At 57.5% G+C, this 15,217-nt stretch carries 14 protein-coding genes; 2 read left to right on the top strand and 12 right to left on the bottom strand.

The window, feature by feature from the left end; genetic code table 11:
• The 3 genes from fcl to VIN96_RS08980 are packed head-to-tail and all read right to left on the bottom strand — an operon-like array spanning position 1 to position 2,941.
• Positions 1–945: a GDP-L-fucose synthase gene (gene fcl, locus VIN96_RS08990; protein WP_331895577.1), complete on the bottom strand. Its 945-nt coding sequence runs from the start codon at positions 943–945 to the stop codon at positions 1–3.
• Positions 938–2,005, bottom strand: a complete 1,068-nt coding sequence (gene gmd, locus VIN96_RS08985) for a GDP-mannose 4,6-dehydratase (RefSeq protein WP_331895576.1) — start codon at positions 2,003–2,005, stop codon at positions 938–940. Before gmd ends, fcl begins: the two co-directional genes overlap by 8 nt.
• A gap of 30 nt (positions 2,006–2,035) precedes the next feature.
• Positions 2,036–2,941 (bottom strand): glycosyltransferase family A protein, encoded by a 906-nt coding sequence (locus VIN96_RS08980; protein ID WP_331895574.1) that lies wholly within the window; start codon positions 2,939–2,941, stop codon positions 2,036–2,038.
• 151 nt (positions 2,942–3,092) lie between these two features.
• On the opposite strand from VIN96_RS08980, the gene VIN96_RS08975 reads away from it, so the two are divergent.
• Together VIN96_RS08975 and VIN96_RS08970 are read left to right on the top strand one after the other, a co-directional pair.
• Positions 3,093–4,208 carry a glycosyltransferase family 4 protein gene (locus VIN96_RS08975; RefSeq protein WP_331895573.1) on the top strand — a complete coding sequence of 372 codons (1,116 nt, stop codon included), beginning with the start codon at positions 3,093–3,095 and terminating at the stop codon, positions 4,206–4,208.
• A 4-nt stretch (positions 4,209–4,212) separates the two neighbouring features.
• A complete protein-coding gene (locus VIN96_RS08970; protein WP_331895572.1) occupies positions 4,213–4,968 on the top strand; it encodes a class I SAM-dependent methyltransferase in 756 nt (251 codons plus the stop codon).
• Here the strand turns inward: VIN96_RS08970 and asnB are convergent.
• The 9 genes from asnB to VIN96_RS08925 are packed head-to-tail and all read right to left on the bottom strand — an operon-like array spanning position 4,965 to position 15,177.
• Positions 4,965–6,887, bottom strand: a complete 1,923-nt coding sequence (gene asnB / locus VIN96_RS08965) for an asparagine synthase (glutamine-hydrolyzing) (protein ID WP_331895570.1) — start codon at positions 6,885–6,887, stop codon at positions 4,965–4,967. The two genes, VIN96_RS08970 and asnB, sit on opposite strands and share 4 nt — an antisense overlap.
• A 1-nt stretch (position 6,888) precedes the next feature.
• A complete protein-coding gene (locus tag VIN96_RS08960) occupies positions 6,889–7,737 on the bottom strand; it encodes a class I SAM-dependent methyltransferase (RefSeq protein WP_331895569.1) in 849 nt (282 codons plus the stop codon).
• Positions 7,734–8,855, bottom strand: coding sequence for a glycosyltransferase family 4 protein (locus VIN96_RS08955; protein ID WP_331895568.1), 1,122 nt, complete (start codon positions 8,853–8,855; stop codon positions 7,734–7,736). Before VIN96_RS08955 ends, VIN96_RS08960 begins: the two co-directional genes overlap by 4 nt.
• Complete coding sequence (locus tag VIN96_RS08950) at positions 8,852–9,844, bottom strand: GDP-mannose 4,6-dehydratase (RefSeq protein WP_331895567.1); 993 nt, start codon at positions 9,842–9,844, stop codon at positions 8,852–8,854. The genes VIN96_RS08955 and VIN96_RS08950 overlap by 4 nt, the downstream gene beginning before the upstream one ends.
• A 27-nt stretch (positions 9,845–9,871) precedes the next feature.
• Complete coding sequence (locus VIN96_RS08945; RefSeq protein ID WP_331895565.1) at positions 9,872–10,672, bottom strand: class I SAM-dependent methyltransferase; 801 nt, start codon at positions 10,670–10,672, stop codon at positions 9,872–9,874.
• Between the two features lie 16 nt (positions 10,673–10,688).
• The gene (locus VIN96_RS08940; protein ID WP_331895563.1) at positions 10,689–11,717 is read right to left on the bottom strand and encodes a hypothetical protein; all 1,029 of its coding nucleotides are present in this window, start codon (positions 11,715–11,717) and stop codon (positions 10,689–10,691) included.
• Between the two features lie 48 nt (positions 11,718–11,765).
• Positions 11,766–12,515 (bottom strand): hypothetical protein, encoded by a 750-nt coding sequence (locus tag VIN96_RS08935; RefSeq protein WP_331895561.1) that lies wholly within the window; start codon positions 12,513–12,515, stop codon positions 11,766–11,768.
• Between the two features lie 50 nt (positions 12,516–12,565).
• Positions 12,566–13,555 carry a glycosyltransferase gene (locus VIN96_RS08930; protein WP_331895560.1) on the bottom strand — a complete coding sequence of 330 codons (990 nt, stop codon included), beginning with the start codon at positions 13,553–13,555 and terminating at the stop codon, positions 12,566–12,568.
• Between the two features lie 35 nt (positions 13,556–13,590).
• Positions 13,591–15,177: a B12-binding domain-containing radical SAM protein gene (locus VIN96_RS08925; protein ID WP_331895558.1), complete on the bottom strand. Its 1,587-nt coding sequence runs from the start codon at positions 15,175–15,177 to the stop codon at positions 13,591–13,593.
• Between the last annotated feature and the right edge of the window lie 40 nt (positions 15,178–15,217).

The following is a 15,217-nucleotide window of genomic DNA, read 5'->3' as shown; positions in this document are numbered from 1 at the left end:
TTAGGCCACGTTTTCCATAAACCACGCATAGGTGGATGCCATGCCTTGGCGCAAAGACGTCGGCGCACTCCAGCCCAGATTGTGAATGCGCGAGCTGTCCATCAACTTGCGCGGCGTGCCATCCGGTTTGTCGGTGTTGTAGACATAGCCGCCCTCGTAACCGACCACTTCGGCAATGGTCTCGGCCAATTCGCGAATGGTCACCTCATCGCCGCGTCCGATATTGATGTGGTCATAATCGGAGTAGTTCTGCATCAAAAAAACCAGTCCGTCGGCGAGGTCGTCGACATGGAGGAACTCGCGCTTCGGCGTTCCCGTGCCCCAAATTTCGACGTTCTTGTCTCCTGCAAGCTTGGCGTTATGGGTTTTTACCATCAATGCAGGGGCGACGTGGCTGCTGAGCAAATCGAAATTGTCGCCGGGGCCATAAAGATTTGTGGGCATGGCGGAAATGTAATCGCAGCCGTATTGCTTGCGGTGCGCTTGGCACAATTTGATGCCGGCGATCTTCGCCACCGCATACCATTCGTTGGTGGGCTCCAGCGGTCCGGTCAGCAAAGCGTCTTCGGGTATCGGCTGAGGGGCGAGCTTGGGGTATATGCACGACGAGCCGAGCAGCATCAATTTTTCCACGCCGTTCAAATGTGCGGCGTGGATGATGTTCGATTCGATCATCAGGTTGTTGTAGAGAAAATCGACCGGGTAGGTGTCGTTGGCGTAGATGCCGCCGACCTTGGCCGCTGCAATGATCACGGCGTCGGGGCGGGTGGCCGCCATCCAATCTTCGACCTCTTGCTGGCGCAACAGATCCATTACGTCCCGTCCCGCGGTGATGACTTCGCAATCCTCATTGGCGAGGCGTCGAACAAGGGCGGCGCCAACCATGCCGCGATGGCCAGCCACCCAGATGCGTTTGCCTTTGAGAGGATAGAGCAGATCAGTCATGGCGGTTGTGGCGATTGCTGTCCTTCGTTAAGAGTTCCAGGTCGTATTCGACCATTTCGCGCACCAGTTCGGTGAACGGAGTGGTGTGTTTCCAGCCCAAAACAGTGTGGGCCTTGGTGGCGTCGCCGAGCAGGTATTCGACCTCGGTCGGGCGGAAGTAGCGCGGATCGATCTCGACCAGCACGTCGCCGGTTTGTGCATCGACGCCCTTTTGATCGACGCCTTCGCCGCGCCATTCGATGGTGCGTCCAATGTGTGAGAAGCTCAGTTCCACGAATTCGCGCACCGAGTGCGTTTCTTCGGTGCACAGAACGAAATCGTCGGGCTCATCGTGTTGGACGATGCGCCACATGCCTTCGACGTAATCGCGCGCATGGCCCCAGTCGCGGCATGCATCCAGGTTGCCCAGATAGATGCGGTCTTGCAGACCGTGTTTGATCGCGGCCACGGCACGTGAAATCTTGCGCGTGACGAACGTTTCGCCTCGGGTCGGGCCTTCGTGGTTGAACAAAATGCCGTTGGACGCGTGCATACCATAGGCTTCGCGGTAATTGCGCACGATCCAGTAAGCGTAAAGCTTGGCCGCCGCATACGGGCTACGCGGTTGAAACGGGGTGGTTTCGCTTTGCGGCGCAGGGGCGTCACCGAACAGTTCCGAGGTCGAGGCTTGATAAAAACGGGTGGTTTTTTCCAGGCCCAAAATGCGGATCGCCTCCAACAAGCGCAGGGTGCCCAAGGCATCGGAGTTGGCGGTGTATTCCGGCGTTTCGAAACTGACCTGCACGTGGCTTTGCGCCGCCAAGTTATAAACTTCGTCAGGCTGAGTTTCTTGGATCAGGCGGATCAGGTTGGTGGCGTCGGTGAGATCACCGTAATGCATGAAAAACCGGACATCTTGCTCGTGCGGATCATGATACAGATGGTCCACGCGCCCGGTGTTGAACGACGACGAGCGGCGCTTGACGCCGTGAACCGTATATCCCTTCGACAACAACAGCTCTGCGAGAAGAGCGCCGTCTTGGCCGGTGATGCCGGTGATGAGCGCGGTTTTGCCTGACATAAGGTGATTCCGTTTTGTTAGAAATGATAGTTAAGCGGGTGCCCCGGTTTCCTGCCCGGTGTTTTCACGGGCGGAATGGGAATAGGGTAAAAGAGCCTGAAACAGCTTGGCAAATATAGCGTTGGGCAGCAACCAATGCAGCAAGATCCAGCCGAAATAGAGCCACAATGGGTATGTGGATGGCTTTTTGCGCCAAATCCGCCATGTCTTGAACAATTGCGACGGCGTGTAGGCCGCGGGGTTCTTTTCTTGAATGCTCGCCCAAAGACGGCCGTGTTTGCTGCGTGAGATGCTTTTGAGCATGCCGGTCTGGCTGACCCGGTAATGAAACAGCGGCTCGTCTATTGCCTCGCCGAAATAGCCATGAATGCCGAGACGGATGTTGAATTCCCAGTCTTCGTAGCCCTGGCGCATGGTTTCGTCATAGCCGCCGATCTCTTGCCACGCCGACTTGGGCATCAATAGGCAATAAGGCAGCTGGTTGAGGAACAACTGTTCGAAAAAGTTATAATTCTTGCGCAAAACGCCGCTGACATCGCCGAACACGACCAGATGGCTGTAAACCACGGTTTTATCCGGGCCGGTCTTGAGGGTGGCGATGGCGCGTTCCAAATAGGTCGGTTCCAGCCAGTCGTCGCAGTCGAGCGGCAGCACGTAGGTGCCGCGCGCGTTGCGAAACGCGGTGTTACGCGCACCGGGCAACCCCAGATTTTCTTGGCGAATCATGCGCACGTCGTCGGGCAGCGCGTCGAGATAGGCAATGGTGTCGGGATCATTGGAACCGTCATCCACCAGCACGATTTCGAAATCGCGATAGGTCTGGGCGCGCAGGCTGTCCAGCGTCTGCTGCAGGTGCAGGTGGCTGTTGTAGCACGGCAAAATGACCGAGATTTCCGGTGCGGGTGCATCGTGGGATTGGTGTGCGGATTCGGACATGAATCGGTCAGTCGCGGTCTCTAAGCTGAAAGGTAGCGGATTATAGTCGCTCTGTTGCGGTATGGGGAAAAAGATTTGGCCCGAAAACCAACCTTTTCGCCCCCATTATCCACGCTTAAGAGACGGATTCCCCTGGCGCTTAAGATATGCCATGTATAGGGCCATGTTGCACGATCCCGTATCCAAGAAAATCCTCCGTTGGGGCTGGTCGACCGCTTTGGCGGTTCATGCCGTTTTCAGCATGCCGTTTTCCAACCGTGCGGGCGGTGTGCGGGTGTTTTACGGCGGTGCCAGGCCCGGCGATGTGGGCGGGCCGTTGGTCAAGGTCAAGCGTCTGCGGGCGTTGTTTCCCGAACGGTTGTGGCGCTACAACGTTGTGTACGTGCTGTCCAACACCCCCTACTTGCCTGATTTTGCCTTGGCGCTGCTGAAATTGCGCGGCGTGCCCATCGTGCACAATCAAAACGGGGTGTTTTATCCAGGCTGGTACGATGGCGACTGGCAGGCGCAAAACCGCCGCATGGCACGTACCTTCCACAAGGCCGACCACGTGTTTTTCCAAAGCGAATTTTGCCGTCGTTCGGCGGAAAAGTACCTCGGACACCGTGAAGGAGCTGGGGAGGTCCTCTACAACGCCGTGGACACCAATTTTTATCGCCCCACAACTGCACCGACGCTGGTTGGCGGGCAGGCGTACCGGTTCTTGCTCACCGGAAAAATCGACAACCACCTGTTTTACCGCATCGACAGCTCCGTGCGCGGCTTGGCGCTGGCGGTGGAATTGGGGTTGGACGCGGTGTTGGAGATCGCGGGCTGGGTTGCCCCCGACGCAGTTGCGCGCACCATGGCTTTGGCCGTCGAGCTCGGCATCGCAGATCGGGTGCGCCTCAGCGGGGCGTACACCCAAGAACAAGCCCCGGCGATTTATCAAAGTGCCGACGCCTACATCATGACCAAGCACAACGACCCGTGCCCCAATACCGTGTTGGAAGCCCTGGCCAGCGGCCTGCCGGTGTTGTATTCCGACACCGGCGGGGTCGGCGAGTTGGTCGGCGATGCGGGCATAGGTCTGGATTGCGTACAAAGCTGGGACGAGCCCCACGCGCCGGATCCGCAAGCGATTGCCCAAGGCATGGTCGATATTGCCGCCAAGCACGACGACTACAGCCGTATCGCGCGCACCCGCGCCGTCGAACGGTTCGACATTCGCCATTGGGAACAGCGCCACGGTGAGGTGTTTGCCCGCTTAATCGAAGAAAGAGCCTGAACGAATGAGACCCCTGCTGCTTGCCTTGATCCGCGTGTTGTCGTGGCCGTTGTACCTGATCCCTGCAAAGGCGCGATTGGGATTGATCAAAGGCCTGATGGTTTTGGATTCGCGTGTCGGCGCGCCTGCGGACGCGTTGCGCCGTCAGTTTCAAATTCTCGATATGGCGGAAAAGGTGATTTCGGAACGTGCCATGGCGTTGGGTGACGGCGTGCATCCCAAGCACCGCTTGACCCGCTACCACGACTTCTTCGTCGACAACATCGCGCCCGGCAGCGCAGTGGTGGACATCGGCTGTGGTTATGGGGCGTTGGCGCGCTCCATCGCTGCGCGGGTGGACGGGGCCAAGGTGACGGGCATCGATAGCGACGGGCCGCGTCTGGCCCAAGCGCAAAACGCCGACAACCCCGCCAATCTGACGTTCGTTCTCGGCGACGCCTTGCGTGATCTACCGTCCGGTCAATGGGACGTGATGGTGCTGTCCAACGTGTGGGAACACATCGAAGACCGGGTCGCGTTCATGCGGGGATTGCTGAGCAAGGTTCAACCCAAAAAGGTGCTGATCCGCGTGCCTGTGTTCGAACGCTCCTGGCATTTGCCCATGCGTAAGGAATTGGGCATCGGCTATTTTTCCGACACCACCCACTACATCGAACATACGTTGGAGGAATTCGCCGACGAAACCGCGCGCGCGGGCCTTCAGATCGAAAGCCAAGATGTGCGGTGGGGCGAAATTTGGGCTGTGTGCACGCCCGCTTAAGGCTTAGACACACGCCACGCCTGGAACATCAAAACCGCCCATAACGCGTGTTGGGCGTTGCGCTTGCCCGATAGATGGTCCGCCCAGAGGTTGCGCACGACCGCAACGTTGAAATAACCGTCGGCGTTGAGACGTTCGGCGGACAACAAATCTTCCGCCCATTCGCGCAGATCGCCGCGCAGCCAATCGGCCAGTGGTACGCCGAAGCCCATCTTGGGGCGTTCGATCAACTCGCGGGGCACATGGCGATACAGTACGTCGCGCAAGATCGCCTTGCCTCGACCGTCACGCACCATGAAATCGCGCGGCAGGGTCCAGGCGAATTCCACCACCCGATGATCGAGCAACGGCACCCGCGCTTCCAAAGATGCCGCCATCGAAGCGCGATCGACCTTGGTCAAAATGTCATCGGGTAAATACGTCAACATATCCAACATCTGCATGCGGCCGATGGCATCGGGGCGGTCATGGGCGGTGGTCTCGTCCCACAGCACCCCTTGACGTTCATGGGCGTTGAGCAACGCGCTGGACGGGTCCTGCCATTGGCTGACCAAGCGGCGATAGACGCCGTCGATGTCATCCGCGCCCAAGATGTTGGCGACCTTGTGCAGCTTATCGCCCAGCTGCGGCGGAATACCGCTTACCGGCACCGCCTTGGCGAGGCTATCCCACGCGCTGGGTGGAACGGCGGTGATCAACCCTGCGGCCATGGTGCGCGCAAAACCGGGAATGCGTTCGGCGTTGTTCCAAATGCGGGAGGCCCAAAAGTGGCGGTTGTAACCGGCGAATACCTCGTCCCCGCCGTCGCCCGACAGCGCCACGGTGACGTGTTGGCGAGTCAGACGCGACAGCAACAGGGTGGGGATTTGCGAGCTGTCGGCGAACGGCTCGTCGTACCAGCGGGGCAACTCGACGACCGCGTCCAGCGCATCTTGCGGGGTGACGAACAGTTCGGTGTGATCCGTGCCCAGATGATCCGCAACAGCCTTGGCATGGGCGGATTCGTCGAAGGTCTTGTCGTGAAAGCCGATGGAAAAGCTTTTAACCGGGCGCGAGCTGGCGGCCTGCATCAGGGCGACGACGGTCGATGAGTCGACGCCACCCGATAAAAAAGCCCCCAGCGGTACGTCGGCGACCATGCGTTTTGCAACGGCATCGGAAAGGTGACGTTCGAGTTCGGTGAGGGCTTCGTCGTAGGTGCCGGAAAAGGGGGTGTTGAACCCGTGACGCGCGATGGCGCGCAGATCCCAGTAGGGGCGCAACTCGGCCTCATCGTCGGCGCGGACCGTCAGGGTGTGACCGGGCGGCAGCTTGAAGACATCTTTGAAAATGGTTTGCGGCGCGGGCACGTAGGCGTGGCGCAGATATCCTGCCAGCGCATCGCGGTCGATCCGTTCGTCGACAAGCTTCGTCGCGCGCAGGGCCTTGAGCTCGGATGCGAATAGATATGTTCCGTCGACATGGGCCCAATACAGCGGCTTGATGCCGAGCCGGTCGCGCGCCAAGGTGAGGGTGCGGGTGTCACGGTCCCAAAGGGCGAAGGCGAACATGCCGATGCAGCGTTCCAGGGTAGCCTCTACCCCCCATGCGGCGCAGGCTTCCAACAACACGGCGGTATCCGATCCGCCTTTGACGCTATGTCCGGCGGCGTGCAGGTCCTTGGCGATGTCGGCGAAATTATAGATTTCACCGTTGTAGGAAATCACAAAGCGGCCGCTGGCCGACGCCATCGGCTGATGTCCGGCAGGGCTGCAATCAATGATCGAAAGACGGCGATGGCTGAGTGCGATACCGGCATCGCGGTCGCTCCAAACCCCTTGGTCGTCGGGACCGCGGTGATCCATGCTGTCGCTCATGGCGACAGCCAGACCTTCGAGGTCCACCGCCGTTTGCGTCAACAGACCCGAGATGCCGCACATGTTATGTAAGCCCCTCGGTTAACTTGGTTTTGCAAATAACGTAAGCCGATGGGACCAGAGGTGCGAACCGGTCCAGGCGCAAACAGGCGCGATGCAAGGCCATGTATGGGCGACGGAGCGCCTTGCGCGCCGGCAAGCGCAATAGCATTTCCAAAACCGTGATGAAGATGAAGTGCAACATGAAACTGAACAAACCGCCCAGGGCGTAAACCTTGAGACCGGATGAGCCAAAACGTTGTTCGATGTCGGCAAGGCTGTACTGACGAAACCCGTGCCACAAATATAAAGGCAAGCCCCACGCTGCCGGAACAATGTGCAGGTGCGCGCCGTCCTCGGCCAAAATCGTGTCCAAGTGCGCGATCAGCTTTTGATCGTCGGGAATGTGCTCCAACGCGGAAAACGAAAGGATCAGATCGTACGGTTCGTCGGTTTCGAAGGTATGCGCGTCGGCGTTGACGAAACTGCGTTCGAACGCATCGGGGTGCGCAACGTTTGTGCGAAAACGATCACCGATATCGATGCCGGTGTAAACGCCGCCATAGCCGAGTGCCGCCAGGGTGTCGCTCATGAAGCCGCTGCCGCAGCCAACGTCGAGGACTCGCACCGTGGTGTGTGGCTGAACGGTGGGAAGCTTGGTTTCGAGGAAAGACAAGGTCAATGCGCGGCTCGGCGAGGCCATCGCCATGGCGTCTGTCATCGTGCGTGGATGATAAGTCTCGGCCCGGATCGTGCGGCGGCGAGGGCGCATGTTGCGCAGCGCGTTGCGATAAAGATACCTCAAGCGGTCCGTGACGGACATGTGTCCGTCGCCGCTGATTTCCAGGCCGGGGTCTGAGGCGTCTGGTTTCATCGATCAGCCATCAAGGGCAGATAAACTTCTTCGTAGTGGCGCTTGCCGACCACCGCCCAGTCGCACACCATCACCGCTTGGCGCGCGCGCTGTGTCAGTGCGGCGCGATCAATGGATGGGGCAAGGATGGCGCGAACCTTGGCCGCCAAGCCTGAAGGCGTGACGGTGAGATCAAGCCCGCCGGTAACCCCGTCATCGATCAGGTCCGGGGCCATGCCGACATTGGTCGAGACCACAGGAACATGGGTCGCCATGCTTTCCATCAAACCCATGGGTCCGCCTTCTTCGCGGGAGCTGACGGTATATAGATCGAGCGCGTGATAGCACTGCACCAAGTCGGCGTGCGCATCGGGGTAAGCGTGGGCGTAAGGAATACCAGCCTCTTCGAGCCGCGCTTTGACGTAGCCGCGCGCCGGTCCCGTCAACATGGCGAATACCGGCAGGTCTTTGGCCAGCTCCCTCATGGTATCGACGTAGATATCGGGACCTTTGATAAGTTTGGGTTCCATTCCGTCACCCCAACCGACGCCGTCCTTTTGGAACGAGCCGATGACGATGGCGTCGTCGGGGATGTTGAACTTGGTGCGGGCTGCTTGGCGTTGTTCGGCGCTGGGCGGGACGAACACGTTGGTGTTCACGCCGATGGGGATGCGCACGATTTTATCCGCCGAAACGCCCCACGACAGTAGGCGGTCATGCACCAAGCTGTTGGACGCGACGATGCGCGCGAGCTTCGGTTCCGAGGCTAAAAAATCGTCGATGTGCCGCGATACATCGGGACCGTCCTCGCGCTTGCCGTGAAAGAACGACACCACATATTTGTTGGAAGGCCCCGCAGCCCCACCCCAATTCAGCCACATGTACTGTGAGCCAAAATGCACCACGCGATCAATTGCGCCGACCGGTGTGATGGAGACTTCGCACGTCTCGCCGTGCAGCTTGTTGATTTCGTCGCGGATGTTTTCGCCTACCCAGCGGATCGCCCAGTTGGCGTCCTCGATGATGAAGCGCACCGGTGCGCCCTTCGGCGTGCTGATGCCGATGGAGGATAAAATACGTGTAGGCAGGCACTTGGCGGTGTTGCGCAATACACGCAAGCTGTCGGTCACGCCGCTCATAAATGCTCGTCCTCGCCTTTTTGTCGGGCCATTTCCGCGTCGGCCATGGCGTTGACCACATCGGGCATTTCCTTGCTCGGACGCCAGTTTAAATGCTGGGCAGCTTTCGAGGCATCGCCTAGGCCATGCATAAGTTCCGTTGGGCGTAAAAGCTGTTCATTGGCGACGACATGGTCGCGATAATCCAAGTCGAAATGCGCATAGGCGAACTTGACGAAATCTTCCAATGGATAGCTGCGGCCGGTGGCGATGACGAAATCGTCGGGACTGTCCTGTTGCAGCATGCGCCACATGGCATCTACGTATTCGGGCGCCCAGCCCCAGTCGCGGCGGATGGTCAAATCACCCAGATGCAGCTTATCGGTCTGCCCACGTGCCGCTTTGACCGCGCCTTGGATAATTTTTTGCGTCACGAAGCGTGCTGGTCGCAGGGGCGATTCGTGATTGAACAAGATTCCCGAACACGCATAGAGCCCGTAAGCGGCGCGGTAATTGGCGACCTCCCAATAAGCCGCCGCCTTGGCGATGGCGTATGGACTGCACGGATTGAACGCGGTTTTTTCGTTGGCAGGCACACCGTTGGTGTCGCCAAAGCATTCGCCGGAACTGGCGTTGTAAAAGCGGATGTCGGGGTTGGTGGCGCGCACAGCATCCAAAATGTTGAGTGTGCCAAGCGCGATTGAATTGAGCGTTTCGGCCGGTTGTTCGAACGACAACCCCACCGAGCTTTGACCGCTAAGATTATAGATTTCGTCCGGTCTGGCTTGGGTGATGGCCTTGGTGGCGCTGTGGTAATCGGAAGGAACAGATGAAATCAGCGTGACGCGCTCGCGCACGCCCAAACGCACCAAATTGGCGGCGCTGGTCATTTCCGCATCGCGCGAGGTGCCGAAGACCGTATAGCCCTTGTCGAGCAACAGCCGCGCCAAATAGGCTCCGTCTTGACCGGAAATCCCAAAAATCAATGCGCGTTTCGTTTGTGTCGTCATACCCGTTTCCGAAAGTGTGTGCCGAGCTTAACCCTCAAGCGGTTTTTGCGCCACTGCCAGGATCATGTGCGCCATCAGCCCACCCGGTAGGACCGGGGCCAGAACCAAGCTTGCGCCGCGGGTGACGAACCAGCTGTAGTTGAGTTTGAATTCATGATGCAGGCTGCGCAGCACGCCTTGACGTTTGTGGATGGTCGCGACCTTATCGACGTCGAAGCCACCGGCGCTGAGTTCGTCGCGCAACTCGCCCTTGGTCAAGCGCCACTGGTAAAAGCGCCGGTTGTGGCGTTGAGCGGCTTTGCGTTCCGTCCAGTCGCCCGCGGCGCGCAAGGCATGGCGCAGGTTGTCGTAAGGCACCGAAATGAACAAACGCCCGCCGGGCTTCAACACCCGGTAAGCCTCGTCGATGCACGGCCGCATGCCTTCTTCGAAATGTTCGAACACGCCCCAGGAAAAATAGGCGTCGAAGGAATTGTCTTCGAATTCGGTGTGGCGAATGTCGCCGGCCTTGAACGTCACGTCGGGAAAGATCGTGTGCAGCTTGGCGACCGTTTCGCGAGACAGGTCCAGACCGACGCAGTCATAGCCTTGTTGGGTGAAGAACGCGGTCCAATCACCCAGGCCGCAGCCGCCGTCGAGAATGCGCGCACCTTTGGGCAACTGGTCCATGAACGGCTTGATGACTTTGTATTCGTCCTTGGTGGGGATTTTATCGATTTCACCCTTGGGGCCGCCCTGACGGTTCCAGACCTCGGTCCAGTAATTTTCTATGAACGTGGTTTCATCGCCACCTTGGCTGTCTTCGGCTTTCATGTAGTCTTTGCGCATCGTCGCTGCCTGCCGCTCAAAACGGAAATTGGTTGAGGAGGAACGCGATGGGGTTCCGCCAGATGTGGCGACTTTGTACCAGTTTATCGCGGTCGTGGTGAAGGGTTTGTATCAGTGTAAGGTAGCTTTGAACCGTACGTTCGGTGGTGCAGGGATACGCAGCAACCCGCGCGCGCCACGTTTCATACTCATGGATCATGCGTGACAAGGCGGGTTCGAAGTCGTTCGGACCGTCGAACATCAGTCCAAAGCCGTCGCAATATTCGGGCATGCAACCGGAATTGCGATACAAAAGCGGCAAACCGCACAGCGCGCCTTCGTTCTGGTGGTTTCCTCCGGGCTCGTTGATCGAACCGGTCACGTACACATGGTGGGAACGCAGTTCGCTCGCCAGGTGTTCTGCGTCCATGGGCGCGAGCAAGCGGGCGTTTTCAAACACGAAGCCTTTGGGGACGTTGCCGATATAGGTGAATTCTATTTTACCCGCCCATGCCGGATCGCCCATCATACGGTCGAGCTTTTGATAGATGTCGAAGCCCTTCATCCAGTTGCCACCCCAGTGGTGGGTAACCAGCTTCAGAGGCTCGGTCCCGTTCCAAGATTGGGAGCCGTTGGCGTTGAACACCGCCGGGTCCGCACCGTTGAGGATCACGCTGCTGCCATGCCCGTCGCCTTTGCGCCAGACGGCCAAGTCCTTGAGCCACGAACCGACGAACACGGTGTGATCGGCGGCGTAGTTGGCAAGTCTCAAGCGGAAATTGACGCCGCGGGTGTTCTTGCGTTCATCGCATTCGTTGATGCGGTGAACGACCACGGCGCGGGGATTGCGAAACGCCAGGTAGCGTAAGATACCGCCCGCGCCGAACGGGATGTTGGGAATGCGGGTGCGCGGATCAATGATCAAGATGACGTCGATGTCGGCGTCGTTCAAGTCGTGGACGACCGAGTGTCCCGCAGTCATGAGCGCATTGCTCAACGCACCAACGAAACGGTTGCCGCCGCCCCATGGGCCCTCAATGACCTTGTAGCCGATGGCAATTTTCACGGTATTTCCTTACGGCGTACAGATTGAATGCTCATTGGAACCGTGCATTCACGCATCACCAGCTTGGTTAGCAAATTGTTCACATCGCTCCAGGTCTGGGTCGGATGCCCGAATGCAGGCATATAAACTTAAGCTGTGAAGTGGGGTCGGAAAACGCGTGATTGTGCAATTGCGATAGAAGTGTCGCACCACGGCAATGATGTCTGGCGCTGTGCTGACATGTTCGTGTCGCATCAATTCGCCATAGTCCAGGCCGTATTTAAGGCGCGCCATCAAGCCTACCGAGGCGCGCCAACTCAGGCCCCACAGAAAACCACCCTCAGACGGAATTCCTGCGCGAAACTCGCCGCCCTCGTTCAGCATTAAACCCGACCGGGCGACGACGTTGGGCAGATTGGTGATGTGTTCAAGTGCAGCGATGGAAATGATGCGGTCATAGCGGTTTTCCAACGGCACATCGAATAGGTCCCCATAGGCGGTATGAATGCTCTTCAGGTTGGGCTTGTCCGCGAACAGTTCGCTGAACGGCTCGGCAATGTCGTATTGATCCGTTTGTGTTTCATAAGGAACGTGATTGAGCGTTCCGGCACCAATTTCAAGCAAGCGCGGGATGTGCGATTTGGAGGCAACGCTATGGTGCATCCAGCTCTCGAGTTTTTGCGTCAGTTTATAGAGAAGCGTTTTGCCGTCACGGCTGCTCTTATAAGTCTCGACGTAAATTTTCTGCCATTCTGGAGATAGAGGCGGATGGGCGCGTGGATACGATGCGAGAAGCTCTGTTATGTCGGTTTGCGCCATAGGCGGAACAGCCTTGTCGATGAAGTTGGGAGATGCAAAAAAACTAACGACTAGTTATGTCTTTCGGACCTGTCGCGGAACAGTTTTTGCAGCGGTAAATTTGGAACATTTTGCATGTCAAAATTTAAGAACCCCAAAAGCAGTTGAAAGCCCGCAAATGCAGAGAACGCCGCGATCATAACCGTGCCAGGGGTTGCGGGGATGCCCGTTTCAGCACCGTGTATCCAACTGCTCAGCCCAAAAACTGTGCCGAAAATAAGCAACGCTATCCCTAGCGGCAGTTGAATAGAGGCAATGCTGAAGTCCCGAATGTAATAATTATAGATGATCCGCTTCGCTAGGTTGATGCCGTGTTTGGCCAGAAAAGGGAATATGACCTTGGCGATTTTGAGATTGCTTTTTTCATCGGCATAGCGCGCCATCAGCGGTACATCCAAAGTCACGGCACCGATGGTTCTCAGGCGAAACAGCATGTCGGATTCGAAAAAATAATCGCGACTGACTTTGTCGAGATTGATGTTCCTCAAGGCATGATGATGGATTGCCGTGTACCCATTGGTGGGGTCAAAAATATTCCAATATCCCGTCGAAAATTTCGCCAAAAACGATAGCACGGCGTTGCCGAACAAACGCAGTCGCGGCATGCCAACGAGATCTTCCGGGCGGAAGAAACGATTGCCTTTGGCATAATCGGCGTTGCCATCCAGGATCGGGTTGATCAGGGTTCCGATCTCACGTGGGTTCATCTGCCCGTCACCGTCGATCTTGATCACAATGTGAGCACCGTATTCCAGCGCCGCCTTATACCCGGTGATGGTGGCGCCGCCGACACCCTGGTTGTGATCGTGAAAGATAACCATGACACGTTTGTCGGCGATGTTTTTTTCGATGTATGCGCCAGACTGGTCGGGGCAATGGTCATCAACGCAAAAAATACGGTCAACCGCCGGCCCGATTTCCGCCACCACGCCTTCGATGTGGTCGGTCACTCGATAACAAGGGATCACCACGGCTATTTTAAATTTTGAGATTTCTGTCATGGCCGGACTTTCACTGGGCGACGGGTATTCATATTTTATGGCTTGTTCGAGGATGATATCTCGGACGGGGCACTCACTTTGCCAGTGTATGATTCGGATGCAAGTTTGTCGCTGGTTTCCATGGTCGATCGTTTGAACATGGTCGACAGCGCCAGTTCGGCGCGTGATTCTTGCTTGCCGGAAATCACATTTCGCAACATGGCAAACGGTCGCCAGGGCCTGCGTGCCCATGATGCAAGGTAAAACGCCAATGTGCCGACGCGGCGCAGCAGTTTCAGGCGTTCGCTTGTGACATGGGTGGTGAATGATTTTGTCCGGTTGGTGTCGGCGTACGAGCGCAGGTCGTCATAATAGGCGTCGTTCATGCTGATCACGCCTGAAGTGGTCAGTTCCTCGAACAACTCCGAGCCTGGATAGGGCGAGAATACCCAGATGCTGAGGTCGTGTGCTCCAGCCATGGCCAGTTCGACGGCATAGGCAAGGGTTTCGAAGACTTCCTTATAGGTCTCATCGGGGAACCCGATGATCAGGTTACATTTGACGTTCAGACCGGCTTCGACGCTGGAACGAATGGAATCCGATACGGATTTCGTTTTGATGCGTTTTTTGATGCGCGTCAAAACAGTCGGCGAGCCACTTTCCGGGGAATATGAAAGATTTCGACATCCTGACTTATAGAGGTAGTCCGCTACTTCCCGGTCGATCGCTTCGGAGCGCGTGCCGCTGGGCAACTGCCAAGTAAAGGTCATGCCGCGTTCTTCGATTTTTTTACAGAAATCGACGATCCAGCTTTTCTTCACGATTGCAGTTAGGTCGTAGAAGTCGAAATTGGTGACTCCGTAACGTTCTTGATAATAAGCCAATTCGTCCAGCAACAGATCGGCGTCGCGCGGAACCCAACGGGTCGTCCACATTTGTGGGCTGGAACAAAACGTACACTGGAACGGACAGCCGCGGCTGGCCAGAACGGGCATGGACCGGCCACGGTTGACGCCGAATCCCATGCCACGGTCAAGGTATTCCTCGATCGGGATCTTGTCCCACGCTGGCAGAGGGATGGCGTCGAGGTCGCGAATTCGACCGTGAGGGGGCGTCTTGTGAATTTCGCCGTCCGCGCTTTGGAAAAGAATGCCGTTTATCGATGATAGGTCCTGTCCGCCTGACAGACGAAGGTTGACGACATTGAGAAACGTTTCTTCGCCCTCACCCATGACCGCAACGTCGAGAGCGCTCTCCGTCAAGCTCAGTTCCGGCAAAGCTGTGATATGTTCGCCGCCGCCAACCAACAACGCGGATGGAAAACGTTTGCGGATGCGTCCGATCAGATCGCGGCAGGTCGGCCACTCAAAAGAAAATGATGCGGAAATACCAATGACGTCTGCCGTTTCAGGTATGCGCGCGACCACCTCGTCGGGGTGGAGCCCGTAAATATAGCAATCATTGTCCGCATGGTGGCGATTGTCCAGCGCTTCGCCCAAGCCGTCGACAACCAAGACATCGATATCGGCATTGCGCAAGCTGCCGGCAATGTACGCAATGCCGATGGGCGGCGTAAATTGCACGATAGGATGGCTCTTGGGGACCAAAATCGGCGGGCGAACGAGGCAGACTTGCGTGGTCATAGTTCTAAATTCTCAGATTAAATGGTGCGAACGATTGCAT

Origin of the sequence: Magnetovibrio sp., from assembly GCF_036568125.1 — a bacterium.
Lineage (GTDB): Bacteria > Pseudomonadota > Alphaproteobacteria > Rhodospirillales > Magnetovibrionaceae > Magnetovibrio.
This window is presented reverse-complemented; position numbering and strand designations above follow the sequence as displayed.